Annotated in this window: 24 protein-coding genes and 3 pseudogenes; 24 read left to right on the top strand and 3 right to left on the bottom strand. The window is 26.4% G+C overall.

All coding sequences use genetic code 11. The features are described 5' to 3' along the window. Positions 1-10: 10 nt before the first annotated feature. From A500_RS11650 to A500_RS11635, 4 genes are all read left to right on the top strand, one after another. Positions 11-1,171, top strand: coding sequence for a YhfX family PLP-dependent enzyme (locus A500_RS11650; RefSeq protein ID WP_016207791.1), 1,161 nt, complete (start codon positions 11-13; stop codon positions 1,169-1,171). A 531-nt stretch (positions 1,172-1,702) separates the two neighbouring features. Beyond that, on the top strand, positions 1,703-2,923 hold the full coding sequence (locus tag A500_RS11645; protein ID WP_016207790.1) for a phosphopentomutase: 1,221 nt from the start codon (positions 1,703-1,705) through the stop codon (positions 2,921-2,923). Positions 2,924-2,926: 3 nt separating this feature from the next. Continuing rightward, entirely contained in the window at positions 2,927-4,150 is a 1,224-nt protein-coding gene (locus tag A500_RS11640) for an amidase family protein (protein WP_016207789.1), read from the top strand. Positions 4,151-4,273: 123 nt separating this feature from the next. Continuing rightward, positions 4,274-5,785, top strand: a complete 1,512-nt coding sequence (locus tag A500_RS11635; protein ID WP_341349956.1) for a DUF6056 family protein — start codon at positions 4,274-4,276, stop codon at positions 5,783-5,785. A 160-nt stretch (positions 5,786-5,945) separates the two neighbouring features. On the opposite strand, the gene A500_RS11630 is transcribed toward A500_RS11635, so the two are convergent. Both A500_RS11630 and A500_RS11625 read right to left on the bottom strand, forming a co-directional pair. Further along, on the bottom strand, positions 5,946-6,329 hold the full coding sequence (locus tag A500_RS11630) for a GtrA family protein (protein ID WP_016207787.1): 384 nt from the start codon (positions 6,327-6,329) through the stop codon (positions 5,946-5,948). 13 nt (positions 6,330-6,342) lie between these two features. After that, a pseudogene (locus A500_RS11625) lies at positions 6,343-7,289 on the bottom strand (glycosyltransferase family 2 protein). A gap of 153 nt (positions 7,290-7,442) precedes the next feature. On the opposite strand from A500_RS11625, the gene A500_RS11620 reads away from it, so the two are divergent. Next, the gene (locus tag A500_RS11620) at positions 7,443-7,670 is read left to right on the top strand and encodes a hypothetical protein (protein WP_016207784.1); all 228 of its coding nucleotides are present in this window, start codon (positions 7,443-7,445) and stop codon (positions 7,668-7,670) included. 43 nt (positions 7,671-7,713) lie between these two features. Here the strand turns inward: A500_RS11620 and A500_RS11615 are convergent, their stop codons facing one another. Beyond that, a complete protein-coding gene (locus A500_RS11615; RefSeq protein ID WP_016207783.1) occupies positions 7,714-8,673 on the bottom strand; it encodes an LCP family protein in 960 nt (319 codons plus the stop codon). A 243-nt stretch (positions 8,674-8,916) separates the two neighbouring features. On the opposite strand from A500_RS11615, the gene A500_RS11610 reads away from it, so the two are divergent. The 19 genes and pseudogenes from A500_RS11610 to A500_RS11535 all read left to right on the top strand — a co-directional run bounded on the left by A500_RS11610 (position 8,917) and on the right by A500_RS11535 (position 26,559). Further along, positions 8,917-11,223 (top strand): cell wall-binding repeat-containing protein, encoded by a 2,307-nt coding sequence (locus tag A500_RS11610; protein WP_016207782.1) that lies wholly within the window; start codon positions 8,917-8,919, stop codon positions 11,221-11,223. 430 nt (positions 11,224-11,653) lie between these two features. Beyond that, positions 11,654-12,318, top strand: a pseudogene (locus A500_RS22080) (sugar transferase). Between the two features lie 25 nt (positions 12,319-12,343). Continuing rightward, on the top strand, positions 12,344-13,399 hold the full coding sequence (locus tag A500_RS11600) for a mannose-1-phosphate guanylyltransferase (RefSeq protein WP_016207779.1): 1,056 nt from the start codon (positions 12,344-12,346) through the stop codon (positions 13,397-13,399). Positions 13,400-13,401: 2 nt separating this feature from the next. Further along, complete coding sequence (locus A500_RS11595) at positions 13,402-14,307, top strand: glycosyltransferase family 2 protein (RefSeq protein WP_016207778.1); 906 nt, start codon at positions 13,402-13,404, stop codon at positions 14,305-14,307. Continuing rightward, positions 14,261-15,409, top strand: a complete 1,149-nt coding sequence (locus tag A500_RS11590; RefSeq protein WP_016207777.1) for a glycosyltransferase — start codon at positions 14,261-14,263, stop codon at positions 15,407-15,409. Before A500_RS11595 ends, A500_RS11590 begins: the two co-directional genes overlap by 47 nt. 19 nt (positions 15,410-15,428) lie before the next feature. Further along, a complete protein-coding gene (locus A500_RS11585; RefSeq protein WP_016207776.1) occupies positions 15,429-16,325 on the top strand; it encodes a glycosyltransferase family 2 protein in 897 nt (298 codons plus the stop codon). 17 nt (positions 16,326-16,342) lie between these two features. Further along, positions 16,343-17,671, top strand: a complete 1,329-nt coding sequence (locus tag A500_RS11580; protein WP_016207775.1) for an O-antigen ligase family protein — start codon at positions 16,343-16,345, stop codon at positions 17,669-17,671. 10 nt (positions 17,672-17,681) lie between these two features. Then, positions 17,682-18,566, top strand: coding sequence for a glucose-1-phosphate thymidylyltransferase RfbA (gene rfbA / locus A500_RS11575; protein ID WP_016207774.1), 885 nt, complete (start codon positions 17,682-17,684; stop codon positions 18,564-18,566). A gap of 16 nt (positions 18,567-18,582) precedes the next feature. Next, on the top strand, positions 18,583-19,149 hold the full coding sequence (rfbC, locus tag A500_RS11570) for a dTDP-4-dehydrorhamnose 3,5-epimerase (protein WP_016207773.1): 567 nt from the start codon (positions 18,583-18,585) through the stop codon (positions 19,147-19,149). A gap of 11 nt (positions 19,150-19,160) precedes the next feature. Next, the gene (gene rfbD / locus A500_RS11565; protein ID WP_016207772.1) at positions 19,161-20,057 is read left to right on the top strand and encodes a dTDP-4-dehydrorhamnose reductase; all 897 of its coding nucleotides are present in this window, start codon (positions 19,161-19,163) and stop codon (positions 20,055-20,057) included. Between the two features lie 95 nt (positions 20,058-20,152). After that, positions 20,153-21,202: a dTDP-glucose 4,6-dehydratase gene (gene rfbB, locus A500_RS11560; RefSeq protein WP_016207771.1), complete on the top strand. Its 1,050-nt coding sequence runs from the start codon at positions 20,153-20,155 to the stop codon at positions 21,200-21,202. Positions 21,203-21,229: 27 nt separating this feature from the next. Next, on the top strand, positions 21,230-22,348 hold the full coding sequence (locus tag A500_RS11555; protein WP_016207770.1) for a glycosyltransferase family 4 protein: 1,119 nt from the start codon (positions 21,230-21,232) through the stop codon (positions 22,346-22,348). 13 nt (positions 22,349-22,361) lie between these two features. After that, on the top strand, positions 22,362-22,841 hold the full coding sequence (locus A500_RS19535) for a CDP-glycerol glycerophosphotransferase family protein (protein ID WP_016207769.1): 480 nt from the start codon (positions 22,362-22,364) through the stop codon (positions 22,839-22,841). 4 nt (positions 22,842-22,845) lie between these two features. Further along, entirely contained in the window at positions 22,846-22,986 is a 141-nt protein-coding gene (locus tag A500_RS22075) for a CDP-glycerol glycerophosphotransferase family protein (protein WP_157453657.1), read from the top strand. Then, positions 22,983-23,099: a hypothetical protein gene (locus tag A500_RS21735; RefSeq protein WP_341349954.1), complete on the top strand. Its 117-nt coding sequence runs from the start codon at positions 22,983-22,985 to the stop codon at positions 23,097-23,099. Before A500_RS22075 ends, A500_RS21735 begins: the two co-directional genes overlap by 4 nt. Further along, positions 23,096-23,511 (top strand): annotated as a pseudogene (locus tag A500_RS21340) (CDP-glycerol glycerophosphotransferase family protein). Before A500_RS21735 ends, A500_RS21340 begins: the two are co-directional and overlap by 4 nt. Before the next feature lie 29 nt (positions 23,512-23,540). Then, entirely contained in the window at positions 23,541-24,950 is a 1,410-nt protein-coding gene (locus A500_RS11545; protein WP_016207767.1) for an oligosaccharide flippase family protein, read from the top strand. Between the two features lie 57 nt (positions 24,951-25,007). Next, positions 25,008-25,385 carry a glycerol-3-phosphate cytidylyltransferase gene (gene tagD, locus A500_RS11540; RefSeq protein WP_016207766.1) on the top strand — a complete coding sequence of 126 codons (378 nt, stop codon included), beginning with the start codon at positions 25,008-25,010 and terminating at the stop codon, positions 25,383-25,385. 97 nt (positions 25,386-25,482) lie between these two features. Further along, a complete protein-coding gene (locus A500_RS11535; protein ID WP_016207765.1) occupies positions 25,483-26,559 on the top strand; it encodes an acyltransferase family protein in 1,077 nt (358 codons plus the stop codon). Positions 26,560-26,600 lie beyond the last annotated feature (41 nt).

Below are 26,600 nucleotides of genomic sequence, written 5' to 3'. Positions count from 1 at the left end.
GGGAGTAAAGATGTTTCTTGAAAAAACAATAAATAGAAACAGAAAGTTGGTTCAAGCTGCATTTAAGCTCCATAAAGAAGGATTAATAATGCCAGATACTTATTTAATAGACTTGGATACTTTAATAGAAAATGCAAAAAAGATTAAAGACGAAGCAGATAAATATGGTATAAAGCTTTATTTTATGAGTAAACAAATAGGCAGAAATCCACTTGTTTGCAAGGAATTTATGAAACTTGGCTATGATGGAGCTGTAGTAGTGGATTTTAAAGAAGCTGAAGTTATGATTGACAATAATATAAAAATAGGTCATGTTGGACACCTAGTTCAAATTCCTAAAACTTTAATTGAAAAGGTAATTAAGTCTAGACCAGATTACATTACAGTTTATTCAATTGAAAAAGCAAAAGAAATAAATGAAGTTTGTTCAAAACTCGGACTAAAGCAAAATATAATGCTTAGAGTCTTAGATGAAAATGATAATTTATATTCGGGACAATATGGCGGATTTAAATTAAATGAACTTAAAAGTATAGGAGAAGAATTAACTAAGCTTAAAAGTTTAAACTTATCAGGAGTAACTTCATTTCCATGCTTTTTATTCAATGAAGAAAGTAATGAAATTAAAAGAACAAATAATATAGATACAATTAAGAAGGCTAAAGAAATATTAGAAAAAGAATTTAATATAAAAATAAATCAATTAAATATGCCTTCAGCTACTTGTGTTAATTCTATCGAAAAGATATATAGAGAAGGTGGGACCCATGGAGAACCTGGACATGGATTAACAGGAAGTACACCATATCATAAATTTAATGATGGAGATGAACTTCCAGCAATGGTTTATGTAAGTGAAGTATCACATAACTTACAAGATAAAGCTTATTGTTATGGAGGAGGCCATTATAGAAGATCTCATATGGAAAATGCTTTGGTTGGTCAAGATTTAGAAAATTCAAAGATTATAAAAGTTATTCCACCAACAGATGAGAGTATAGATTACCATTTTGAATTATCAGAAAACTGCAAGGTATCAGATACAGTAGTTATGGCATTTAGAACTCAAATCTTTGTTACAAGAAGCAATGTGGCAATAGTTAAAGGAATAAAGAGTGGTAATCCAGAAATAGTTGGAATTTATGACTCACAAGGAAGAGAAGTTAATTGATAGTTGTAAAAAATGCAAAGCATTTTTTAGTTCACAGTTCACAAGGCACAGTGCACAGTTGTTTTGATTTTATAGGTAACAGGTATAAGGTAACAAGTACTAAATGTAAACTGTGAACTGTGAATTGTGAGCTGTGAACTATATAAAATTGAATAAATAATTAGAGGAAAAGAAATGGATGCTGGGGATGGAAGTAGTATAACCCTGTGCTGAAGTTTCTTTTAATTATAAGCAGAAAAAATGAAAAATAAAAAAATGAAGGAATTGATGAGATAATTTGGCCAAGACTAACTATAGAAGTAGAAATTTAATTAATTAAATATATAATAATCAACAGTAGCGAAGTATATCAAGGTTATTATGTATAGTTATAAATTAAAATAACTTTGAACTGTAAACTGACAAATAACTGTGCACTGTGAACTGAGAACCGAAAAATAACTGTGAACCGTGAACTAAGAATTGTGAACTGACAAATAACTGTGAATTGTGAACCGTGAACTGTGCACTGAAAAAGAAGGAGGAAGTAATATGGGAAAATTTATTGTAATTGTACTCGATGGTTTTGGAATTGGAGAAATGGATGATGTTAAAGAAACAAGACCTCAGGATCTAAATTCAAATACTTGTCTTCATATATTAGAAAGAAGAAAAGATGTAACTTTGCCAAATCTTGAAAAGTTAGGTCTTATAAATATATTAGGAACAGAAATAAATGGAATGAAGGAAAATCCTCATGCAACTTTTGGAAAGGCAAAGTTAACTCATTTTGGAGCAGATACTTTTTTTGGACATCAAGAGATAATGGGGACAAAACCAAAGATGCCATTTAGAGAACCTATTAAAAATAAAATAGAAGCTATATATAATGCTATTAAGGAAGCTGGATATAAGGTTAGATATAAGCAAAGTAAAAAAGAAAAGTACTTAGTAGTAGAAGAGGCACTTACTGTTGCAGATAATATAGAATGTGATTTAGGTCAAGCCTTTAATATAACTTCAGCTTTGGATTTAATATCATTTAGTAAGGTGTTAGATATTGGACATATAGTTAGATCAATTGCAACAGTTCCTAGAGTTATAACTTTTGGAGGAAGAGAAATAACTTTAGAAGATATATTAAATGCAGAGGAAGAAAAAGATGGTGGGTATATAGGAATTAATGCACCAAAATCAGGAGTTTATAATAAGGGTTACGAATGTATTCATCTTGGATATGGAGTTAACCCAAAAAATCAAGTTTCAACAATACTATCAGAAGAAAATGTACCAGTTTACTTATTAGGAAAAGTAGCAGATGTAGTTATAAATGAAAAAGGCACAAGTATTCCTATGGTAGATACTGAAAAGGTGTTGAAAAGAACAATAGAAATATCAAAAGAAGTAGAAGAAGGATTTATATGTTGCAATGTACAAGAAACAGATTTATCAGGTCATGCAGAAAATGTTGATAGATATGCAGAAAAACTTCTTATAGCAGATGAACTTATAGGTGAACTTACTAAAACTTTGAAAAATGATGATATATTATTAGTAATGGCTGACCATGGAAATGATCCAACAATTGGTCATAGCAAGCATACAAGGGAAATGGTTCCCCTTATGATATATGGAAAAAATATAAAAGAAGGAACAGTTGGAGTAAGAGAAACACTTTCAGATGTAGGAGCAACAGTTGCAGATTATTTCAAAGTAAAAGCTCCTGAAAACGGAAGTAGCTTTCTGGAAAAAATTTGGACCTCAGGGGTGTAATTTATGGAAAAAGGAACAAAAGTATATAAAGCTAGAATTTTAGCAGAACAAAATTTATATAAGTCTGTTATATCTATAAATAAGACATCAGAAGAAGAAGTAAAAAATAAAGAAAAAGACTTCTTAACATTTGGCGTTAAAAATACTGTGGATATTCCTAAAGGTTTAGTGGATAAATTAAGAAAAAGTTCTAAATATTTATTTTTAACTGTGGATAAGATGTCTCATCTTGGTAGAAGTGTAGACACTGATTTAATTAATCCATTAACTTATAGATGCATGACAGGCTCAAGTAGTGGAACAGCTATTAATATTTTAAAAGGAATTAATGATTTTGGAATAGGAACAGATGGTGGAGGTTCAGTTTTAGCTCCAGCACTTAGTACTAACTTATATTCATTTATAGGATCAGGAGTAGGATTAGTCACAGGAAAGGAAAGTTTATCCACAGATAGTATATCTTTTACAGGAGGTATTGGGATAATTTCTAAAAATTTTCCAACATTAAAAAATGTAGTTTTTGATATTTTGGATAAGGAAATTCAAAATGATAAAATAAGGAATAAAGAATGTAATGAAAATGATTCTGATGTATTAAATAAGAGGAAAAATATAAATGATACTAAATTAAGAATAGCAATTCCTAAGCACAACTCAATTATTTTGCCTGATGATATTGATATGAGAGTTGAGATAGATAAAGTGATTAGTAATCTAAATAAACATAAAGTCTTTGAGGAAAAGCAATTAAAAAATCAATTAGATAGTAAGAATAGCAATGTTCCTGAAGAAAAAGGCATAAAGCTTGAATTTATAGAATACTCATTTGATAACATATATGAAAGGAATATAGCTATAAAAGAAATAAAAAATATATTTGATAAGGATATTGCAGATATTATTTTAACCTATGAAGGACCAATAGATATTTATGGCTATGATGAAACTATCCAAAGAAGCTTTAAGGGTAAGGCTGAAAAGAAAATAACATCTAATGGGGGAAAGGGAATAGTTAAAGCAATAAATATGTGCAAGTGTACAGGAATCACCATACCAGGAGAGAAGCTTGCAAGTGGATTTGTTATTTGCGCAAAAGAAGGAATACAGGGATTAATTAATGCATTTACTTTAGGACAAGCAATTGACGAATGTATAGAAAAGAATGAGATGTTTAATAGATATTTTATTGATAGAGAAAAGTTTATCGATAGTATAAATTTAGATTAATATGGAAAAAGAAAGTTCAAATTACTGATATTATGTTATAATAAAATTCAAGACTATTTATAGTAAGAGATCATTTTAGGAGAAAAGGCATATGAGAAGTGAAAATAAAAACAACATTTATCAATAATTACAAATTTTATTCCATTTATGTTGTTAATTTTATGCATGTATATAATACATAGGTATGTATATATATATGCTGATGATTTATATTATTCTAGGGACATTCAAAATGGAATTTCATTTTTGCCAAAACTTATGTGGAAGGAATTAAATACGAATGGAAGAGTATGGGTCCATGTAATATTATCGCTTCTGGTGAAGTATGATGTATTATTATATAGAATAATAAATCCAATAATTATAACATTAGGAGCTTTTTTAATTGCCAAGATTAGTAATAAAGATATAGAGAATAATAAGATTTTACCAGCAGCTATTGTAAGCTCACTTTTGTTTTTAGCAATGCCAACACAAATAGCTAATACAACTTTATATTATGCTGCATGTGCCTTAAATTATTTATATCCTGCTTTAGTTTCTATATTATTTGGATATGTATTTCTAAGATATTTTTCAAAGGAGGGAAACTTATCTAAAGTTAACTTGTGGATTATTGTACTAGGATTTTTTTCAGGTTCATCAACTCAACAAGCGGGAGCGATTGGAATTGGATATTTTGTTTTGATAAGTTTATATATAGTGTTTATTAAAGGATATAAATTAAAGCCCAAATATTTTATAAATTTTATCCCACTACTATTGGGGTATGGCTTAGTTACATTTGGATCAGTAAAAAGAATGTTACTTGAAAAAGATAGTGGAGTAGTAATTAAGATATCAGAAACTGTAACAGAGATACTAAAAACAAATATATTTTCAAAACCTGTAGCAATATTTACTATGCTTGTATGTATATGCTTAGTAATATGGATAATCAAGTTTTCTAAGGAGCATAATCAAAATAAAATACTTAGATATTTCAATATATTATTAGCAATAGGTTTGTTAATATCAAGCTTATGTTATATATATGTTGTAATTATTAAGGGATATAAAGTTGAAGTTATTACTTTGGAAAATATAACTAGTGAGATTACTTTATTTTATCTAGGATTCACTATAATTTATATTTTTTCCATGATATATGTAGGAATTTTTATATTATTGAATAGAGGAAATCCATTTATTTTATCGTCTATGATAAATGCAATAGGTGCCCAAGGTATGCTTTTAGTTGCTGATTCAAGATTTGCAAGTGCATATAAAATAATTTTTCCATCTCAATTATTAATATTTATATTTATTTGCTATACATTCTCAGAGTTATATTACGAGGAAAGTATAAAGTTAAATAAGATAGTTTTTTATGTTTTAATAATTCCTTATTTAATAATAGCATTTAAATATTATTTTATAAATTACAAGGGATATAAAAATACATCCATAGAAATAGATTATAATTTAAATATTATAAAAGAATATCAAAACTCTTCAGATAAAAGTAATATAACATTTAAAAAGGTACCACCCAGTATCTATGGATATAATTTAGGCAACTGGAATGAAATGCCTTATTTTATGAAACAATGCTATAGAATAAATGAAGATACTATTATAAATTATATTAAGTAGTAGTTTATCTTGAAGTTTATATAGGATTTATTTATTAAAATAAAAAAATAGACATCTGAATAAGATTAATGTGATAAGATGTCTATTTTTATTTCATAAGATATGCTTGATTGATATTATTTAAATAATTTATATAATATGTTATCAATTCTTATTAAGTCTATTTATCTTTAAGAGCCAGCCTGACAACTAAGAAGTTAATAGGTATTGAAATACAATAAACAAATATTGGTGCAAGTGTTTTACTAATTCCTAAGTAAATAAATATATTTAGCAAAATCATTTGTAATAAATAGTTAAAAATATGAGCAAAAGTAAATTTAGCTCCCTTCTTAGCAGATACATTAGTTTTAAAAGTAAAATATGTTGACGCTATATAATTAAAGCAAAAGCTTATTATATAGCCTAATGTATAAGAAATATTGTACTGTAAACCCAATTTTTCCAATATTATGTAAATTGAATAACTAATAATAGTAGCTATTATTCCAACAATAGCAAAGCGAAAAAATTGAAGAATAAAATCAATATTAAGTTTTTTCATAATTAAATCTCCGTTATTTAATGTCTTTTATATTTGATTCATCAGTAATATAGTTAGGTCTGTTTTTAACCTCTAAATATGTTCTAGATAGATATTCACCTATTATTCCAACAGAAATTAATTGAATTCCACCAATAAATAGTATTATACATAGTAAAGAGGCATAGCCAGGAACATCTTTTCCGAAAGCCAAAGTTCTAATAATTATATATATAGTATAAAGAAAAGAACCAGCAGATATAGTTATTCCTAAAAAGCTAGCTATTTTTAATGGAGCAACAGAAAAGGATACTATTCCTTCTATAGCATAGGTAAACAATCCCCAGAAAGACCAAGTAGTTTGCCCTGCAATTCTTTCAATATTATCTATTTCTATCCATTTTGTTTTGAATCCTACCCATTCAAATATCCCTTTAGTAAATCTGTGATATTCAGAAAGTTCTAAAACAGAATCAACCATTTTCCTATTCATTAATCTATAATCAGTAGCAGCTTCAGTTATTGTAATTTTTGAAGTTTTATTAATAATTTTATAGAACAACTTTGCAAAATAACTTCTTATTAAGGGTTCTCCATTTCTATTTCTCCTTTTAGTTGCTACAGAATCATAATTTTCTTCAATTGAAGAAATCATTTCTGGTAGCAAGTGAGGTGGATGTTGTAAATCTGCATCCATTATTACTACTAAATCACCTAAAGAATTTTTTAAACCTGATAACATTGCAGCTTCTTTACCAAAGTTTCTTGAAAATGTAATATACTTTATATTTGAATTTAAAGAAGCAAGCTTATATATGATATTTTCGTATTATCAATACTTCCATCGTCAATAAATATAACTTCAGTATCATAGTTATCAATGGAATCAGTAACTTTAGTAAGTTCTGAATAGAAAAGTTCCAAGCCTTCTGCTTCATTATAGCACGGAACAATAATACTTATTAATTTATTTACTTTCATATTAACTCCTTGTAATTTATATTTTATTACTATATTTCTAAATTTTAATTCTATCCTAAAAAATCATAATATTCAATAAGTTTAGTATAAATTATAAAATTATATAAAATATGGAGGATTAAATTCATATAAAGAATTTAAAAGAATATTTAAATGAAGAGATATTATAAAGAAGATAATTTTGTAGTTACTGCGTCAAATACGCTAAGTAAATATAGTGATTTTAGTTACTTAGAGTATAGTATTTTTCACAAGTCAGAAACAGCTCTAAAAAACTTTTCTATAAAAACATCTGAAATAAAAGAGCTAAATAACTTTAACTTATATATTGTATCTAAAGATGAAGAAAGATATCAAGAAATAAGTTGCACACTTATTTAAAATAGGAAAAAGATTGGCGCTTCTGCATCCAATCTTTTTTTCATTATTCATTTATGGAAAATATGAATTTATGAAGTTCTTTGGTTGTTCCATCTATATCTATATTAGTATGGTACATATCTGTAAATCCTGCACTTATTATATTTTCATCTGAAGGAAATCTTCCTTGTTCTATATTACTTAACCCCATTCCTAAAGCTTTACTTGAAATTGATATAATTTCAGAGTTTGAAAGGTTAGTTGTAACTAATGGTAATACATTATTTATAAGACTAGGAATTTCAGTTAAATTAATATCTTTAAATTTAACAAATAAAGCATTTAATACATCTCTTTGACGTTCAGTCCTTTTAAAATCTCTACCAGCTGTATATCTAATTCTACAATAAGCAGAAGCTTGAGTTCCATCTAAAAGCTGCATACCAGAAGTTGTTATATGGTTAGTAGTTGTCCCATTGTTTTGATCTATATTATCAATATATCCATTAATATATTCTAGTTCCTCAGGAGTTATTTCAATTTCTACTCCACCAAGTGCATCTATTATTTTAGGAAGTCTTGCTAAGTCAACTTGTACAAACTTATCTATTTTTAAATTAAAATTATAGTTAATTGCTTTTAGTATTGAACTAGGTCCACCATCTAAAATTGTATAGTTTAAGTTCATTTTACCACCTTGAGGTAAATCTAAGTAAATATCACGCATTAAAGAACAAAGCTTTATATTATTATTTTTTGTATCAATAGATAATATCATTGTTGCATCTGCAGCACTTACTTCATAAAGTTCAGAAAAATCACTTCCAAATAAAGCAATAGTTATAACATCATTAGCTTCTTTAGGGGCTTCCTTCCCTGTATTAGTAACTTCATTTCTATCAACCTCAACTCTTTCAACTTTACTAGATAGATAATATGTATAAGATACTATTGAACCTATAATTATTAAAAGGATTACAATTGCAGAAATAAGTCCAATCTTCTTTTTTGACATTTTTTTCATATATTAGCCTCCAATTTTTGAAATATAGATATATTATAGCAAAAATAAAGATATATTGGAAATAGAGAAAAATGTACATTTTAAATAAGTGTATTTGATATTAAATGTAAAAAATGATAAAATTACTACGAGTAGTTTTTGAAGAATTATAGTATAAAATTTTATGTGATAGCGTGAAGTTTCATATGAAAAAATAGAATTAATTAAAATAAAGGAATATTTTTAATATTTAGGGGGAAAAGAATGAAAAAAATAATATCTGTCATATTATCGTTACTCTTTTTAGTACCATCAGTAAAACCTCTAGCAGATGACGCAATAGAGAAAAATAATATTTATAATTATATGATAGAAAATGGGACAAGCCTTGGAGTAGATAACCTTAGTGAAACTTTAGAAAATAATAATCTACCATTAATGTCAAATGGATCATCAGAAACAGTAAATAATATAGTTGTGATTATTAGATTCAAAGGTGAAAATGAGTTTATGAATGTAGAAAAATCAAAGCAATTATATGAAGCATATAATTTATTTAATGATTTAAATAATGATAAAGTTGCAGATGAAGGCTCAATTTCACTAAATTCATATATAAATGATTTAACTTATGGAGAAGTAAAAGTAAATACTGATATTTATCCTAAAGGAAATAATACATATTTATCAATTGAGGCACCACAAACAAGAAGTTATTATGAAAAATATGCGGCAGGAAGTAAAGAAGAAGAAGCTCTTATAAAGTGGGCATTTGATTCGATAAAAGATAATATAAGTTTATCAGCTGATGAATTAGATAAAAATAGTGATGGTGAAATTGATGTAGTAACTTTTTTATGTACAGGAGCTACGGTAGGAAGCAATATGCTATGGCCGCATGAAACTAGATTTTTTGGTGACTCATCAATAAATGGGAAAAAGTTAGCTACATATAATTTAATTAATGTAGGAACTGATGAAAATAATATTTTTAATAAAAGTTTAATAAAAGTAGCAATACATGAATTTTTACATGCATTTAATTACCCTGATTTATACAGATATTATTATAGAGGAAATCCAGTCGGAGAATGGGATGTAATGGCAAATACAGATGGATATGGCCAGTTACCTTTAGTATATACTAGAAATTTTTATAGTGGATTGAACATGAATATTGAAGAAATCAGTAGTGATGGAACATATACTGTTAAATCATCGCAAAGTTCAAATAAGAATGATATAGTTGCATTTAAAATTAAATCGCCTTTGTCAGAAAAAGAATATTTTATGGTAGAATTCAGAAAGAAGTCTGGAAATTGGGACAGCACTCTGCCTGGTTCAGGACTTATTGTTTATAGAATAAATGAAAATGTTAACGCATATTTAGGAAATAGAAATGGATATCCAGATCATATTTATGTCTTTAGAAATGGTGATATTAATAATACATATGCGTCTGGAAATACAAGAACTGCATTTTTATCACAGGAATCAGGACGGACAAGCATTGGGAGTAATGATTTAAATAGTGGATTTATTTCAAATAGTTTATTTTTTGATAATGGGCAAAATAGTGGAATTGTAATTTCAGAAGTAGGTAGTGCAAAGGGAAATGAAATAAGTTTTAAAGTTACATTTCCAAAAGAAAATAATGAATTTAAGTTTACAAGTATTATAGGAGTAGATAGATATGATACAGCAGCAAAACTTAGTAGTTCAAACTTTACTTCATCTGATACAGTAGTATTAGTTAATGGACTAGCAATAGCAGATGGGTTAGCTGTTACTCCTTTAGCTACATACTTAAAAGCACCTATATTATTAGTAGAAAGTGATAGCATTCCACTAGAAACAATAAATGAAATAAAAAGACTTGGAGCAAGAAAAGCAATAATAGCAGGAGGAGAAGGCGTAGTATCTAGGAATGTTCAAACAAAGTTAAATCAATTAGGAGTAAATAATGTTGAAAGACTAGGTGGAAGTGATAGGTATGAAACATCTCTTACAATTGCAAAATATATAGATAATAATTGTTATGATGTTGAAAATATAGTGATAGCAAATGGATATGCGGAAGCAGATGCAATGTCAATAGCATCTATTTCAGGAAGAGATAAAATGCCAATAATATTAACAGAAATAAATTCTTTAAATTCTAATGGTTATAATTGGTTAAAAGGTGAAGGGTTAAAAAATGCATATATAATTGGAGGCACGGGAGTTATATCAGATAAGCTATTAAATGATATTAATTTGATTACTACTTCAGATATTAAAGGAAATAGGCTAGGAGGAAGTGATAGATATAAGACTAATGCACTAGTAATAGAAAGATTTTTTGGTAATTATATTGAAAAGATATATGCATCAAAGGGATATGAACTTATAGATGCATTAAGCGCAGGGCCTGTGGCTGCATTAAATAGTGGTGCTATAGTTTTATGTGATGATTATTTAGATATAGATCAAAATATAGTATTTGAAAAAAAACAAAGTAAAGAAGTAATACAGATAGGTGGAGGAGTTTCAAGTAATTCCATAAATTCCTTAAAGTATGTATTTAAATAGAAAAAAATGTAAATACTTATAATACTAATATAAAATGTAGATTATAAGTATTTTTTTTATTTAATTAATTCTATAAATTATAATATTTAACTATATAATTGATAAAAAAATATCGTAAATTTCGACAGAGAACTATTAGCGTAACATTATGAAAATTAATATTAAGTTAATATTAGTAGAATATTTATGTTTTAAGAAAATTTTAATTTAATTTTTAAAATAATAAAAAATAAGCCAATAAAAAACACTGAATTTACATAATTGGTATTAAATTACAAGGGTTTGTTTTGATAAATATCTATGATATAATTATTTGTGCTATAAATAGTAATATTATTTGTAGCATTAGTAATAAATATGTAGAAAGAATATTTAAATATTAATGATAATGATTTAGAAATTTATTGTTTTGATAATTAGGGGGATAGGTATGGATAATATTAATACTAGTAATCAGCAAATTGAAATAACATATAAAGCGACCAATAAGGTTGGTTATAATGCAGTTAAAAGATTAGCAGATATAGTTTTATCATTGATTTCCATTGTTTTATTAAGTCCAATATTTATAATTGTTGCAATAGTTATAAGATTTGATTCAAAAGGGAAAATAGTTTTTGGACAAAATAGAATTGGTAAGGATATGAAAGAATTTAGAATTTATAAGTTTAGAACAATGTATGAAAATTCAGAAGAAATTTTTAAAATTTCACAGAGGAACAAAAAAATGAGTATTATATAAATTTTAAATTAGATAATGATCCAAGAATAACAAAAGTTGGTGGTTTCTTGAGAAAGACAAGCTTGGATGAGCTGCCACAACTAATAAATATATTAAAAGGTGATATGAGTATAGTTGGCCCAAGACCAATAGTTGAAAAGGAAATTGAAAAATATGGATCATATGCTGAAGCCGTATTTTCTATATTACCTGGATTAACAGGATATTGGCAGGCAAATGGTAGAAGTGATACAACTTATGATGAAAGAGTTAAAATGGATATGTATTATATTAAGAATAGATCTTTATTAATGGATATAAAAATTATATTAAAAACTTTTATTTCTGTTATCAAAAAAGAAGGAGCAGTATAATAAATACATTATAAGAGGTGATTAGATGAAATGTGCACTTATTATGGCAGGAGGAAGAGGCACTAGGTTCTGGCCAGTCTCCACTGAGGAAAAACCAAAGCAATTCTTAAAATTGCTTGGAAATAGATCGATGTTGCAAATGACTGTAGACAGGCTAAATGGATATATGGATATTGAAAAAATATTTATTTGTACATCTAAAAAATATGTAAATTTAGTAAAAAAACAAATACCTAATATTCCAGATAAGAACATAATTGTAGAACCATTTGGTATGAACACAGCTCCTTGTATAGCACTTTCTTCAATTTTAATAAATAAATATTATCCTAACTGTAATATCTTAGTTTTACCAGCTGATCATTTAGTATCAAAAGAGAATAAATTTATTAGTGTTATTGAAAAAGCAAATAATTATTTAATTAAAAATAGTAATGCGATTATAACATTTGGAATTCGACCTAATAGACCAGAAACTGGTTATGGATATATACAGATAAGCGAGAATAATCATGATGAAATTTATAAAGCAATTAAATTTGTAGAAAAACCTAATTATGAAAGTGCTTTAAAATATTTATTGAGTGGTAAGTATTTATGGAATAGTGGAATATTTGTATGGAATTCAACATATATAATTGAACTTATTCGTGAGTTTTTACCAAATACATATGAAGCTTTAGAAGGTATAATTTCATGTGAATATGAAGATTTACAAGAAATAATAGATAATAATTATCATAATACAGATGCTATATCTATAGATTATGGAGTAATGGAAAAGGCTCAGTCTATTTATGTTATTCCTTGTGATTTTGGATGGGATGATGTTGGAAGTTGGAATAGCTTAGAGAGGTATGCTGAAAAAGATGAAAATGGTAATGTATTTATAGCTAATGGAATCACTCATAATTCAAGTAACAATATTATTCTATCGCGAAAACCAATAGTAGTTAATGGGATTGAAGATATAATTGTTGTTGAAACTGAAGATTATATAATGATTTCTTCCAAAAGTAATGAACAAGAAATTAAAGAAGCCAAAGCACAATTAGATAAAATGAAATATATGGAGGAATAAGGGTGGATATAAGTATTATATGTCCTATATATAATGGAGAAAAATATATTGAAGCTTTATATACAGATATAAGAAAACAAAAAGGTGTCAATATATCAGAAATTAAATTTATTCTTACAGATTCTAAAGATAAGAGTGAAGAGATACTTGAAAAATTGAATGTAGAATATACTAAAATATCAATTAATAATTTTTCTCATAGCTTAGTTAGAGAAAAAGCAGCTTTTGAAGCTAAGGGAGATATAGTAGTATTTATAACTCAAGATATAAAAATTTGTGATACAAATTGGCTTTATGAATTAGTAAGTTCTATAGAAGATGGAAAATGTGATGCCGCATTTAGTAGACAAATAGCGTATGATAATCATACTATTGAAAAGTATACTAGAGAAATAAATTATTCAAAGGAATCTAGAATTGTATCAGAAAAAGATATTGAAAAATTAGGACTAATGACATTCTTCTTTTCAGATGCATCTTCAGCAATATTAAAGAAAACATTTATAAAATTAAATGGTTATGATGGTAAAAATCTTCCTACTAATGAAGACATGTATTTTGCTTATAAATTAATCATGAATGGATATAAAATTAATTATGCTGCTGATTCAATAATAATTCATTCTCATGAGTTTTCGTTAAAAGAGGTTTATAAAAGATATAAAGATATAGGAACATTTTTCGCAGCAAATGATTACTTGAATGAATATAGTGCTAATGATAGAGGAATAGATGTTTTTATTTATATTTTAAAAAGAATTTTACAGGATAAAAAATATATCTATTTTAAAAGTATTTATGAATTTTTTCTGCAGATTTATAGGTATGAAAGTTGGAAAAATGAAATGGAGAGAAAAATAAATGAAAGTATTATACATATCATCATTTTTGCCAAAAAGGAATGCTAGTCAAGCTGGGGTTAATATAACTTATAATATAATAAGAACATTAAGAGAAAATATCAATTGTGATGTAGATTTATTATGTACTCTTAATTCAGATGAATATGGAAAAGATGATAGCGATATTAAGATTATTACAGAAGATCAATATTATATTGAGGTTTCTAAGAAAAAGAAAATTGTTAATATATTTAAAAATATATTAAAACCTATAATAGCATCTGTTAGATTTGATAAGAGAGTTATAAGCTTATTAGAGAAAATAGATAAAAAATACGACTATATAATTATAGATTACACCCAAAATATTTCATATATAGATTTCCTTAGAAAAAGATTTCCAACTTCAAAGATTTCTATTATAGAACATGATGTTTCTTTTTTGGGTTTAGAAAGAAGAGTTAACCAAGCTAAATTCTTAAAAAAAGCATTGTATAAGTTCGAATATAAAAGACTAAGGAAATATGAATTAAGTCAACTTAAAAAGTTTGATAGAATTTATACATTAAATGAAAAAGATAAAAATCTAATAAGTGAATTAAAGAATGTAGATATTTTAAGTCCATTTATTAATAAATGGAATTTTAAATATAAAGAGCATGATACATTTAATATTATGTACTGGGGAGCAATGAATAGAAAAGAAAATGAAATTGCAGTATTAAATTTTGTTAATGATATATGGCCTAGTATAAATAAAGAAAACGTGAAATTTTATATTATTGGAGCTAATCCAACTAAAAGAATAATGGATTTGCAGAATGATAATATAATAGTAACAGGGTTCGTAGACGATCCAAGTGAATACTTTTCAATTATAGATTTATCAATAGTCCCATTAACTCTAGGAGCAGGAATTAAAATTAAAGTTTTAGAAAGTTTAGCTAATGGAATACCAGTGTTGACTACATCAATTGGAGCTGAAGGGATTAATTATAAAGATGAATTTATAGTTACTGATAGTTTTGAAGAGTTTGCTGATAAAATAAATCTACTTAATGAAAATAAAGAAATGAGAATTTATATGTCAGAAAAATCATTAAAACTAATAAATCATCAATTTGGATTTAAGGGAAATGAACAAATATTAAGAAAGTTTATAAAATAAATGAGGTTGTAGGTATCAAATGGATAATAAAGTAGGAATTATACTTGTTAATTATAATGGAGCTAAATTTAATTCAGATTGTATTGAATCAATTAAGAAATCAAGTCACAGTAATTTTGAAATTATAGTAGTTGATAATGCTTCTAATGATGAATCTGTAATGATACTTGAAAGAGACTATAGTAAAGATATAGTACTAATAAAGTCAGCAGAAAATTTGGGCTTTAGTGGAGCAAATAATTTAGGGATAGATTATGCATTAAGTAATGGTTGCGATTATGTAATGTTGTTAAATAATGACACTATAATTGATAAAGATATGATTAATATTATGATTAGAGAATCAAATGCTGAAATTGTGATTACTCCTAAAATATATTATTTTGATAATAATAAAGTAATTTGGTCAGCAGGTGGGAAAATGTTATGGAAAAAAGGAATTCCATATCAACTAGGATTAGGTGAGGAAGATAAGAGTCAGTACAACTTATCTTATAATGTAGAAATAGCTACTGGATGTTGTTTGTTGATTCCAAAGAAAGTGATTAGGAAAATTGGAAAACTGAATGATGATTATTTTCTTTATTATGAGGATACCGATTTATCTGTCAGAATGCTTAAAGAAGGCTTTAAAATAAAATATATTCCAAATGCATTTATGTATCATAGAGTAAGTGCATCAACTGGTGGAGAAGAGTCATATATTTATATTTATTATAATACTAGAAATAGGCTTTTATTTAACAAAAGATATAACTCAAAAAACAAAGTATATTATACAACATATTTCTACATAACAAGATTATTTAAAATAATCAAATGGATTCTTGAAGGAAGAAGAGATTTATGTTCAGCCACGATAAAAGGAATTGTAGATTTTTACAGTGAACAACTTGGGAAACTTAAGCAAAATTAAAGGAAATAGGAGGCAAAATGGATAATAATAAGATATTAAAAATATTTAACAAAGAGTATATGTACACTTTTCTGGCTATGTATTTAGTATTTTTTGTTAATATTATACACTTATTTGCAATTAAAACTGATTATTTCGGAAGAATTTCTTTTGTAGCAATTATACTTATTGGTACAATAATTTTTAGTATAGATTTATATAGAAGATATGAATTTATAAAAATTGATTATATATATAAATTTATTCTTATAAATATAATATTTTTTATATATGTTTTGCTAAATGGAATTATTAATGGAAACATTAAGAGATTAATATATGGCGGATATCAATATATATTATACGGATTGATTTTTTATGCTATGTATATTTTTTTAAAAAACATAAATTTAAAAAAATTTCTTAATTACATAATAATATTTAATACAATGAATGCACTAATATGCATTTATGAATATGTTACAAAGGGAAACTTAATACCAACTGACTATGGACAAATAGCTTATGAAGGCGTAGTAATTTATAGAGGAAGGGCTTTCTTTGGATCATTTCTTAATGCAGGAGTTGTCCTAGGAATGTCTGTATTCTTAGCATTATTTTTTTTAATAAAGTATTATAAGGAAAAAAATATAAAGTTAGTCTTTATATATTCTTTTAGTGTACTTATTCATGTACTAGGTATTTTTTCAACTGGTTCTAGAGGGCCACTTGTTTCTTTATTTGGAGGGATTCTTTTTGCATTTATTACTTACTCTATTATAATTTCTGATAAAAGGAAACAAAATATAGTAGTTTTAGTAATAATGATTATTTTAGGCTTATTAGGTTTAGCATTAATACTAAATATAGATGCAAGTAAAATTGAAAATTCCTCAATAAGTTTTGCTATTCATAGAATACAAACTATATTTAACTGGACAACAGACAAAGGGAATGTAATGAGAATAGAAAGATGGAATTTTGGATTAGATTTGTTTAAAAGTAATCCGATTTTTGGAGTTGGAATAGCAACTACTGGAGCAAAAGGATTAGATACATTCTCACTTGGGGTTACAGAAAGCGGAGTTATAAAAAAATTAGCTGAATTGGGAATATTAGGGACTTTGCTGTTTTATATTCAATTTATATATATAGGTAAAATTTCATTTAAAAATATTGTTTCAAAAAATATTGATTTTGAAAAACAGATATTTGTTCTATTAGTATTTTCAGCATTAATTACATTATTTATAGAAGAATTTATTTATCAAGCACTTGAAGCCGAAGTAGTAGCTTTCTATCTTTGGATGTTTGTAGCTATAATTTTTAATGTAGCTAGTTACAAAAATTGTAAATTTATTAATTAGGAGTGGTAATATGAAGGGGATAGTTTTAGCAGGGGGATCAGGAACAAGGCTTTATCCAGTAACAAAGGCAATGTCAAAACAAATGGTACCGATATATGATAAGCCTATGATTTACTATCCAATGTCTGTGCTTATGTTAGCAGGAATTAGGGAGATATTAATTATATCTACACCAAGAGATATAGTGAATTTTAAAGAGTTATTTAGTGATGGTTCAGAATTAGGACTTAAAATTGAATATGCAATTCAAGAGCAACCAAATGGTTTAGCAGAGGCATTTATCATAGGAGAAGAATTTATCGGAGATGATAATGTTGCTATGATATTAGGAGACAATATATTTTATGGACAAAGCTTTTCTAATCATTTAAAAGAAGCAGCTTCATTAGAAAAGGGAGCAATGATATTTGGATATTACGTACAAGATCCTAGATCATTTGGAGTAGTTGAATTTGATGAGAAGAATAAAGTTTTATCTTTGGAGGAAAAGCCAGAAAAACCAAAATCTAAATATGCTGTTCCAGGACTTTATTTCTATGATAATTCAGTAGTTAAGAAGTCTAAAGAATTAGCCCCTTCAAAAAGAGGAGAACTTGAAATAACTGATTTAAATAGAGTATATATGGAAGAGGGAAATTTAAAGGTTAATTTATTAGGTAGAGGAATGGCTTGGTTAGATACAGGAACTCATAGCTCAATGCTTCAAGCATCTAATTTTGTTGAAGCAGTTCAAAATACTCAAGGAACTTATATAGCTTGTTTAGAAGAAATATCATATAGAAAAGGTTGGATAAGTGCTGAAGAAGTTAAGGAACTTGCAAAACCTTTAATGAAAACAGGCTACGGAAAATACTTAGTAGATGTAGTTGAAGAGTTAGAGGCTAAAAAAAGATAAATTAGGAGATGTAGTTATGAGTAATTTTAATTTTATAGAAACAAAAATTAAAGACTTATACATAATAGAGCCTAAGGTTTTTGGAGATAATAGAGGCTATTTTATGGAAAGTTACAATAAAAATGCTTTTGTTGAAGCTGGATTAACAATGGAGTTTGTACAAGATAATGAATCAAAGTCTAAAAAAGGGGTACTGAGAGGAATGCATTTTCAAACAAAGCATACTCAAGGAAAGCTGGTAAGAGTAACTGAAGGTGAAGTTTATGATGTAGCTGTAGATTTAAGAAAAGGATCACCTACCTTTGGAAAGTGGGAAGGTGTTTTATTAACAGCTGAAAACAAGAGACAATTCTATGTGCCAGAAGGCTTTGCACATGGATTTTTAGTTGTTTCGGAAACAGCAACCTTTAATTATAAGTGTACTGACTTCTACGCACCAGAATATGATAGTGGACTTCTTTGGAATGACCCAGAAGTTAGAATAGAGTGGCCATTAGAAGGAATTGAAGAAATTCTTTTATCAGAAAAGGATAAGAAACAAAAGACTCTAAAAGAATTAGATTTACCTTTTGAGTATAAGTAAGGAGAATTTCTATGAAGATATTAATAACAGGATCTAAGGGACAATTAGGAAATGAGCTTCAAAAGATAATTAAAACTGGTGAAGCTGAAATAGGAAAAGTTAGTAAAAATATTAAAAACTCTGAAGTTTTTGCTTTAGATGTAGAAGAATTAGATATAACAAAATTAGAAGATGTTAAAAGAGTTTTAAATGAAATCAAGCCTGATGTTGTAATAAACTGTGCTGCAGCAACTAATGTAGATGGTTGTGAAAGTAATCAAGATTTAGCTTTTAAAATAAATGCTATTGGGCCAAGAAATCTAGCGATAGTATGTGAAGAAATAGGAGCAAAATTAGTTCAAGTTTCAACAGATTATGTATTTAGTGGAGTCGGTGAAATGCCTTTAACTGAATTTGATTTAACAGCACCGTATAGTGTTTATGGTAAAACTAAACTTAAAGGCGAAGAATATGTTAGAGAGTTTTCATCAAAATACTATATAGTTAGAACAGCTTGGCTTTATGGATATGTTGGTAAGAACTTTGTTTATACTATGATGAATTTAGGAGCTCAAAAAGAATCTTTAAGCGTAGTAAATGATCAACTTGGAAATCCAACAAATGCTAATGATTTAGCATATCACATATTAAAACTAATAGAAACTGATGAGTATGGAGTATATCATTGTACAGGAAAAGGTGAATGTAGCTGGTATGACTTTGCAACTGAAATAATGAAGCTTGCTGAAAGAAACTGCAAAGTAAATCCATGTACTTCTGAAGAATATAAGAATATGTATCCAAATTCAGCTAAGAGACCAGAGTATTCATCTTTAGATAATATGATGCTAAGATGTACTGTTGGTGATGAAATGAGAGATTGGAAAGAAGCATTGATAAGTTTTTTTCAAAACTTATCTAATCAATAATTGATAATGTATAATTAATGATGAAACTCTAAAGAGTTTCTAGATATAAAATTATTAGTTTTTAATTAAAATTAACTGTAAGGGGAGAATTATAAATGAAAACTTATTTAGTAACTGGTGGAGCTGGGTTTATAGGCTCAAACTTTGTATTATATATGCTTAATAAATATGAAGATATAAGAATTATAAATTTAGATAAGTTAACTTATGCAGGGAATCTAGAAAACTTAAAAGGTATAGAAGATGATTCTAGACATATATTCGTTCAAGGAGATATATGTGATGCAGAACTAGTATCGTCATTATTTGAAAAATATAAAATAGATTATGTTGCTCACTTTGCAGCTGAATCTCATGTTGATAGAAGCATAAAAGAGCCAGAAGTATTTGCTAAGACTAATGTACTTGGAACAGTTAACTTATTAAACTGTGCTAAAAATGCTTGGGAAACTAAAGATGGATGGAAAGAAGGAGTTAAGTTCTTACATGTTTCGACAGATGAAGTATATGGTTCTCTTGGAGAAACAGGATACTTTATGGAAACTACTCCATTAGACCCTCATAGCCCATATTCAGCAAGTAAGGCAGGATCAGATATGATGGTTAAGGCATATGGAGATACTTATAAAATGCCAGTTAACATAACAAGATGTTCTAATAACTATGGACCATTTCAATTCCCTGAAAAATTAATACCACTTTTAATAAATAACTGCTTAAATTTAAAGGACTTACCTATTTATGGTGATGGATTAAATATAAGAGATTGGTTATATGTTGAAGATCATGCAAAGGCAATTGACATGGTTATTAATGGTGGAAAACTTGGAGAAGTTTATAACGTTGGGGGACATAACGAAAGAACTAATATTCAAATAGTAGATACAGTTATTAAATATATTCATGAGAATGTTGATAATAAAGTAACTGAAAATTTAAAGAAGTTTGTTGAAGACAGAAAAGGTCACGATAGAAGATATGGAATAGATCCAAATAAGATAAAAGAAGAATTAGGTTGGTATCCAGAAACAACATTTGAAGTTGGAATAGTAAAAACAATAGAGTGGTATTTAAATAATAAGGAATGGATGAATAATGTTACATCTGGTGATTATAAGAAGTACTATGAAAACATGTATAAATAGAACTTATGAAAGATTAAGGTGTAATGTATGAAGATAATATATGCTTGTGAATGGAATAAAAATAAGGAGACTACTTGGTCTGGAACAACATATTCATTACTAAGTTCTATTAAGAACAAGGTAAGAGTAGAAGAACTTGATCTATCTCCAAGTCTTCCAATTAAGATTTTAAATAAGATCTTAGGACTAAGAATTAGAAATGGTAATATATCATTTGTAAATACTTTAAACACTTTTAATAGATATTTTTTTCAAAAAAAAATTAATAATGCTTTATTAAATAACAATAAAGATGTAGTTTTACAAATTGGGGATTATGGTAAATGCAAAAATCAATCATATATATATCAAGATTTAAGTGTAGATTCACTTGTTTATTTTCGTGAAAATTTTCCAGAACTTTTTAAATATAGCGGATATGAAAATATATCTTATAAGCAATTAAATAAAAGATTAGAACAACAAATTGAAATATATAATAATTGTCAAGGTATATTAACGATGAGTAAGTGGTTATCTAATAATCTTGTAGAATATACAGGTATACCAAAGGAAAAGGTCCACTGGGTGGGAGCTGGTATCAATCTAGATAAAAACAAAATTAATAATTGTGAAAAAGATAATAGAAGAATTCTTTTTGTAGGAAGAGATTTTAAAAGAAAAGGTGGAGACTTGACTTATAATGCATTTAAAATATTAAAAGATAAATATATAAAAGATGCAGAGCTTTATGTTGCAGGACCTACTGATTGGCCATTAGATGAAAAAATAGATGGAGTTACTTTTTTAGGAGATCTTAGTTACGCAGAACTAAGTAATTATTTTAATTTATGTGATATATTTTGTTTACCTTCTAGATTTGAAGCTTATGGATTGGTGTTTATTGAAGCATTAACTTATGGATTACCATGTATAGCAAGAAATGAATTTGAGATGAAGGAATTTATAAATCATGGTGAAAATGGATATTTAATAGATGAGGATAATCCAGAAAAACTGGCTATATTAATGAAAGATTTATTAGTTAATGAAACAATTAAAAAGAATGTAATTAAAAATAGAGATTTTTATATAAATGAATATTCCTGGGACAGTGTTGCCAATAGGATTACGAGTATTATAAATAATAATTATGAAGTAGAGTGAGATGGAATTTAGAATGAGTAAATTAGGAAAACTTTTTAATGTATGTATATCATATATAAGCTGTTTATGTTTTAGAAATAGTAAGAAAGTAATATTTGGTTCATGGTTTGGAAATAAGTTTGCTGACAATAGTAAGTATTTGTTTAAATCTATGTTAGTTGATAAAAGATTAAGAGCAATATGGATAACAAAAAATATTGATATTTATAATGAAATGAAAAAACAAGGCTATGAAGTATATATACATAATTCACTAAAAGGGATATATCATCAATTAACTGCTTCGAAATACTGTACTTGTACAGGAAAAGATGATGTATCGTACTATTTATTAGGAAATGCAAAACATATAGAATTATGGCATGGAATTCCATTAAAGAAGATAATGTATGATGATAATATTAATAATAATCACAAAGATAATGATGATGATAATATATTAAAAAAATACTTAAAGGACCTGAAGCAAAAGTCTAGAAGTAGTATCCACTAGTGATATAATTTCACAAATATATACTAGTGCCTTTAGAATTAATAAAAATAAAATTTTACAATTTGGTCAACCAAGAAATGACGTGTTTTTTAATGACGATATTGAAGATAATAATTTTCCTAAAGAATATAAAGAAAAAAAATAATATTATATATGCCAACTCATAGAAAAGAAGGAAAGGTTAAATTTGATATAGATAAGATATTAGATTTAAGAAAAATAAATGAATTATGCAAAGAAAATAATATGCTTTTTTGATTAAAAAGCATTATTATCACAACAATGAAAATATTAATTTAGGTGACTTCAGTAACGTACTTGATATAACTAATGAAGAATATGATTCTCAAATGTTATTAAAGTATACTGATATATTAATCACTGATTATTCAAGTTGTTATATAGATTATTTACTTTTAGACAGACCAATAATTTTTATAATTTTGATTATGATGATTATTTACAAACAGATAGGGAAATGTACTTCGATTATGAAACTATTACTCCAGGTAATAAGGTTAGTAACTATGAAGAGCTAGAAAGTGAAATAAAGAGTTTAATAAATAATAGTGATTCCTTATCGGAAGAAAGGAAAAAAGTAAGAAATTTATTATATGATAAACAAAATCAAAATATTGTAGCTAATAGGTTTATTAATTATTTGATTTAAAGATTATATCATATTGGAAAGGCATGAAAATGAAAAGTAAAAATGTTATAAAAAACTTTTTATATAATAGTTTATATCAACTATTAATAATAATTACGCCAATAATAACGACACCTTATATTTCAAGAGTGATTGGAGCAGAAGGTATTGGTACATATACCTCTACATTAGGAGTAGCACAACTTTTTTCTATTATTGGAATGATAGGAATCATGAACTATGGAAGTAGATCTATAGCATATGTAAGAGATAACAATAATAAGTTAACTAAAACTTTTTGGAATATATGGTTAATACAATTAATTTTTTCAAGTATAAGCTTACTTATATATTTTTTAATATTTGTTGGATATAGTCCTTTAGGATTTAGAGAAATATTTATTATTCAATCACCTATTGTTATAGGAGCTATATTTGACATTTCATGGTTATATGTAGGGTTAGAAGATTTTAAAAAAACAGTAAGTCGAAATATCTTAGTTAAGATAGTAGGTATACTTTGTATATTTATTTTTGTTAAATCTTATGATGATTTATATAAATATATAGCTATTAATTCAATTAGTACATTTCTAGGAATATTGACCTTATGGATGTTTATAAGACAATATATTAGGAAAATAGATTTTTCAAGTTTTAAGATATCTGAGCATTTAAAGGGAGCATTTTTGTTGTTGGTCCCACAATTAGCAGTACATTTTTATACAGGATTAGATAGAACAATAATTGGAGGTTTATCAAATTTAACCGAAGTTGGATTTTATGATCAATCACAAAAAATTTCAAGGATAGCTTTAAGTTTAGTAACTTCTCTTAGTACTGTACTAATGCCTAGAATAGCAAATATGTTTGCTAACAATGATACAGAAAAAATAGACGATTATTTGTATAAGTCATTAAATTTTACTGTTTTAATTTCATCTTTACTAATGGCTGGAATAGCAGGGGTAACCAATGATTTTGTACCTGTATTTTTTGGGACAGAATTTAATATAATATCTCCATATATGATAATTACAAGCTTAATAGTAGTTTTTATACCAATAGGCGGAGTTTTCGCAAATCAATATGCTTTACCAACTGGGAAAAATAAAGAATATATAATGCCATTAGTTTTAGCGGCAATAATAAATATTTTAATTAATTTTACTTTAGTTCCTAAATTAGGCGCTTTAGGTGGAGTTATAGCAATAGTTTTGACAGAACTAATAACTATGTGCATTAGAATTATACTGATAATAAGATATATTAATGTTAGAAAAATATTAAGTGATATTTACATATATATTATTGTTGGGATAGCTAGTTCAAGTTTAACAATATTATTAGGTAAATTATTTAGTCCAAGTATTTTGGCTATCTTAATTGAAAGTATATTTTGTATAGTAATTTATTCTATCTTAATTTATATATTCTCTAAATTTCTAGAGAATATATAAAAACTTTTTAGAAATTTATAAGAATAGAATATTAAAAAAAATAAAGGGGTGAGTATAATGAAGAAGGTAATAACATATGGAACTTTTGATTTATTGCATTATGGACATATAAATTTATTAAAAAGAGCTAGTGAACTAGGAGAATATTTAGTTGTAGCATTATCAACTGATGATTTTAATAGATTAAAGCACAAGCAGGCTCATTTTAGTTATGAAGAGAGAAAGCTTATATTAGAAGCAATTAGATATGTTGATGAAGTAATACCGGAGAATACTTGGGAACAAAAAATAGAAGATGTTCGTGAAAATAATATAGATATATTTGTAATGGGAGATGATTGGAAAGGAAAATTTGATTATCTTTCAGATTATTGTGAGGTAGTATATCTAAGTAGAACAGAGGGGATATCAACTACGAAGATAAAAAAGATTTAAAAGGATAAAAATATCATTAACTATAGAGATAAGCATAAGTTAATATTTAAAATTTAAGTTTTTGAGGAGACTATATTAGCATGAAAAAAATAATTACATGAATATAGTAAAGGCATTTGGAATAATAGCAATGGTAGTAGGACATAGTAATTATTCATCTAAACAAATTATATATCAATATCATATGGCATTATTTTTCTTTACCTCTGGATATTTTTATAATAATAGCAATTCTAAAACTCCAATTAAATATATTATAAAAAAAATAAAAACAAGCTATTTAGTATATGTAAAATATTGTTTGTTATTTTTGCTTCTAAGAGATATATTTTTGAAAACATATATTTACTCTACAAATGATTTTAATCAAAATAGTATATTATATAGTATTAAGGAGATTATAACTCTAAATTATAATGAAGGATTATTAGGCACTTTTTGGTTTATAGTAACATTATTTTTTGTGTCAATTTTATACAACATTATTTCTTATATTTGTTATAAAGTATTACCTAAAAGAGCTGAAGAATTAAAGCTTGTATTTCTTATTATGCTTTTTTCATATGGATTTTTAACACTTAAATATAATATTAATTTATATGAAATAATTAAACCTAAACATATATTATTATTTAGATTTATTTATAAAATTATAAGTCCTAAAGTAGTAATAACATTACTAATATATCATTTAGGTTATTTTTATAGACAACATGAAGAGAAGATTAGTTTTAAATTAAGTTATTGTATAGCATGTATTATTCTTCTATTTTTAAATAGTAGATATGGGAATATAGGTATTGCTGATAATATATTTGTTAATCCAGCATTTTTTATAGTAAACTCTTTACTAGGAATATATATTAATATATATTTTGCCAAATTAATAAGTGATAAATATAAGAATGATATTCTACATTTTATAGGACAAAATACACTTTATATAATGACCTTTCACTTTTTAGCATTTAAGATTACTACAATGGTAATAATAATTACATACAAACTGCCATTAACAACCTTATCTACATTCCCTGTAATATATGATATAGGTGGAGCGTGGTGGTTATTATATAGTTTGGTTGGAATTTTTGTACCGTTAATAATACCATTAATAAAGAATGGATTTAAAAAAAGTTTTTCTAAAACAGTTAATATTCAAAAAGAGAGTTAATTATATAATTATATAAGATTAATATAATTATATAATTAAAA

It is taken from the genome of Clostridium sartagoforme AAU1, assembly GCF_000401215.1.
Taxonomy (GTDB): domain Bacteria; phylum Bacillota; class Clostridia; order Clostridiales; family Clostridiaceae; genus Clostridium; species Clostridium sartagoforme.
The sequence above is the reverse complement of the archived record's forward strand: the minus strand, read 5'-3'. Positions and strand labels throughout refer to the sequence as shown.

Bases quoted from the DNA above. Each gene is read 5' to 3' on its own strand.
- A500_RS19535 (WP_016207769.1), top strand. From the start codon at position 22,362: ATGAGTAAATTAGGAAAACTTTTTAATGTATGTATATCATATATAAGC.
- A500_RS11610 (WP_016207782.1), top strand. From the start codon at position 8,917: ATGAAAAAAATAATATCTGTCATATTATCGTTACTCTTTTTAGTACCA.
- A500_RS11545 (WP_016207767.1), top strand. From the start codon at position 23,541: ATGAAAAGTAAAAATGTTATAAAAAACTTTTTATATAATAGTTTATAT.
- rfbD (WP_016207772.1), top strand. From the start codon at position 19,161: ATGAAGATATTAATAACAGGATCTAAGGGACAATTAGGAAATGAGCTT.
- A500_RS11620 (WP_016207784.1), top strand. From the start codon at position 7,443: ATGAAGAGATATTATAAAGAAGATAATTTTGTAGTTACTGCGTCAAAT.
- A500_RS11615 (WP_016207783.1), bottom strand. From the start codon at position 8,673: ATGAAAAAAATGTCAAAAAAGAAGATTGGACTTATTTCTGCAATTGTA.
- A500_RS11590 (WP_016207777.1), top strand. From the start codon at position 14,261: ATGAAAGTATTATACATATCATCATTTTTGCCAAAAAGGAATGCTAGT.
- A500_RS11585 (WP_016207776.1), top strand. From the start codon at position 15,429: ATGGATAATAAAGTAGGAATTATACTTGTTAATTATAATGGAGCTAAA.
- A500_RS11555 (WP_016207770.1), top strand. From the start codon at position 21,230: ATGAAGATAATATATGCTTGTGAATGGAATAAAAATAAGGAGACTACT.
- A500_RS11535 (WP_016207765.1), top strand. From the start codon at position 25,483: ATGAATATAGTAAAGGCATTTGGAATAATAGCAATGGTAGTAGGACAT.
- rfbB (WP_016207771.1), top strand. From the start codon at position 20,153: ATGAAAACTTATTTAGTAACTGGTGGAGCTGGGTTTATAGGCTCAAAC.
- A500_RS11630 (WP_016207787.1), bottom strand. From the start codon at position 6,329: ATGAAAAAACTTAATATTGATTTTATTCTTCAATTTTTTCGCTTTGCT.
- rfbA (WP_016207774.1), top strand. From the start codon at position 17,682: ATGAAGGGGATAGTTTTAGCAGGGGGATCAGGAACAAGGCTTTATCCA.
- A500_RS11650 (WP_016207791.1), top strand. From the start codon at position 11: ATGTTTCTTGAAAAAACAATAAATAGAAACAGAAAGTTGGTTCAAGCT.
- A500_RS11580 (WP_016207775.1), top strand. From the start codon at position 16,343: ATGGATAATAATAAGATATTAAAAATATTTAACAAAGAGTATATGTAC.
- rfbC (WP_016207773.1), top strand. From the start codon at position 18,583: ATGAGTAATTTTAATTTTATAGAAACAAAAATTAAAGACTTATACATA.
- tagD (WP_016207766.1), top strand. From the start codon at position 25,008: ATGAAGAAGGTAATAACATATGGAACTTTTGATTTATTGCATTATGGA.
- A500_RS11640 (WP_016207789.1), top strand. From the start codon at position 2,927: ATGGAAAAAGGAACAAAAGTATATAAAGCTAGAATTTTAGCAGAACAA.
- A500_RS11600 (WP_016207779.1), top strand. From the start codon at position 12,344: ATGAAATGTGCACTTATTATGGCAGGAGGAAGAGGCACTAGGTTCTGG.
- A500_RS11645 (WP_016207790.1), top strand. From the start codon at position 1,703: ATGGGAAAATTTATTGTAATTGTACTCGATGGTTTTGGAATTGGAGAA.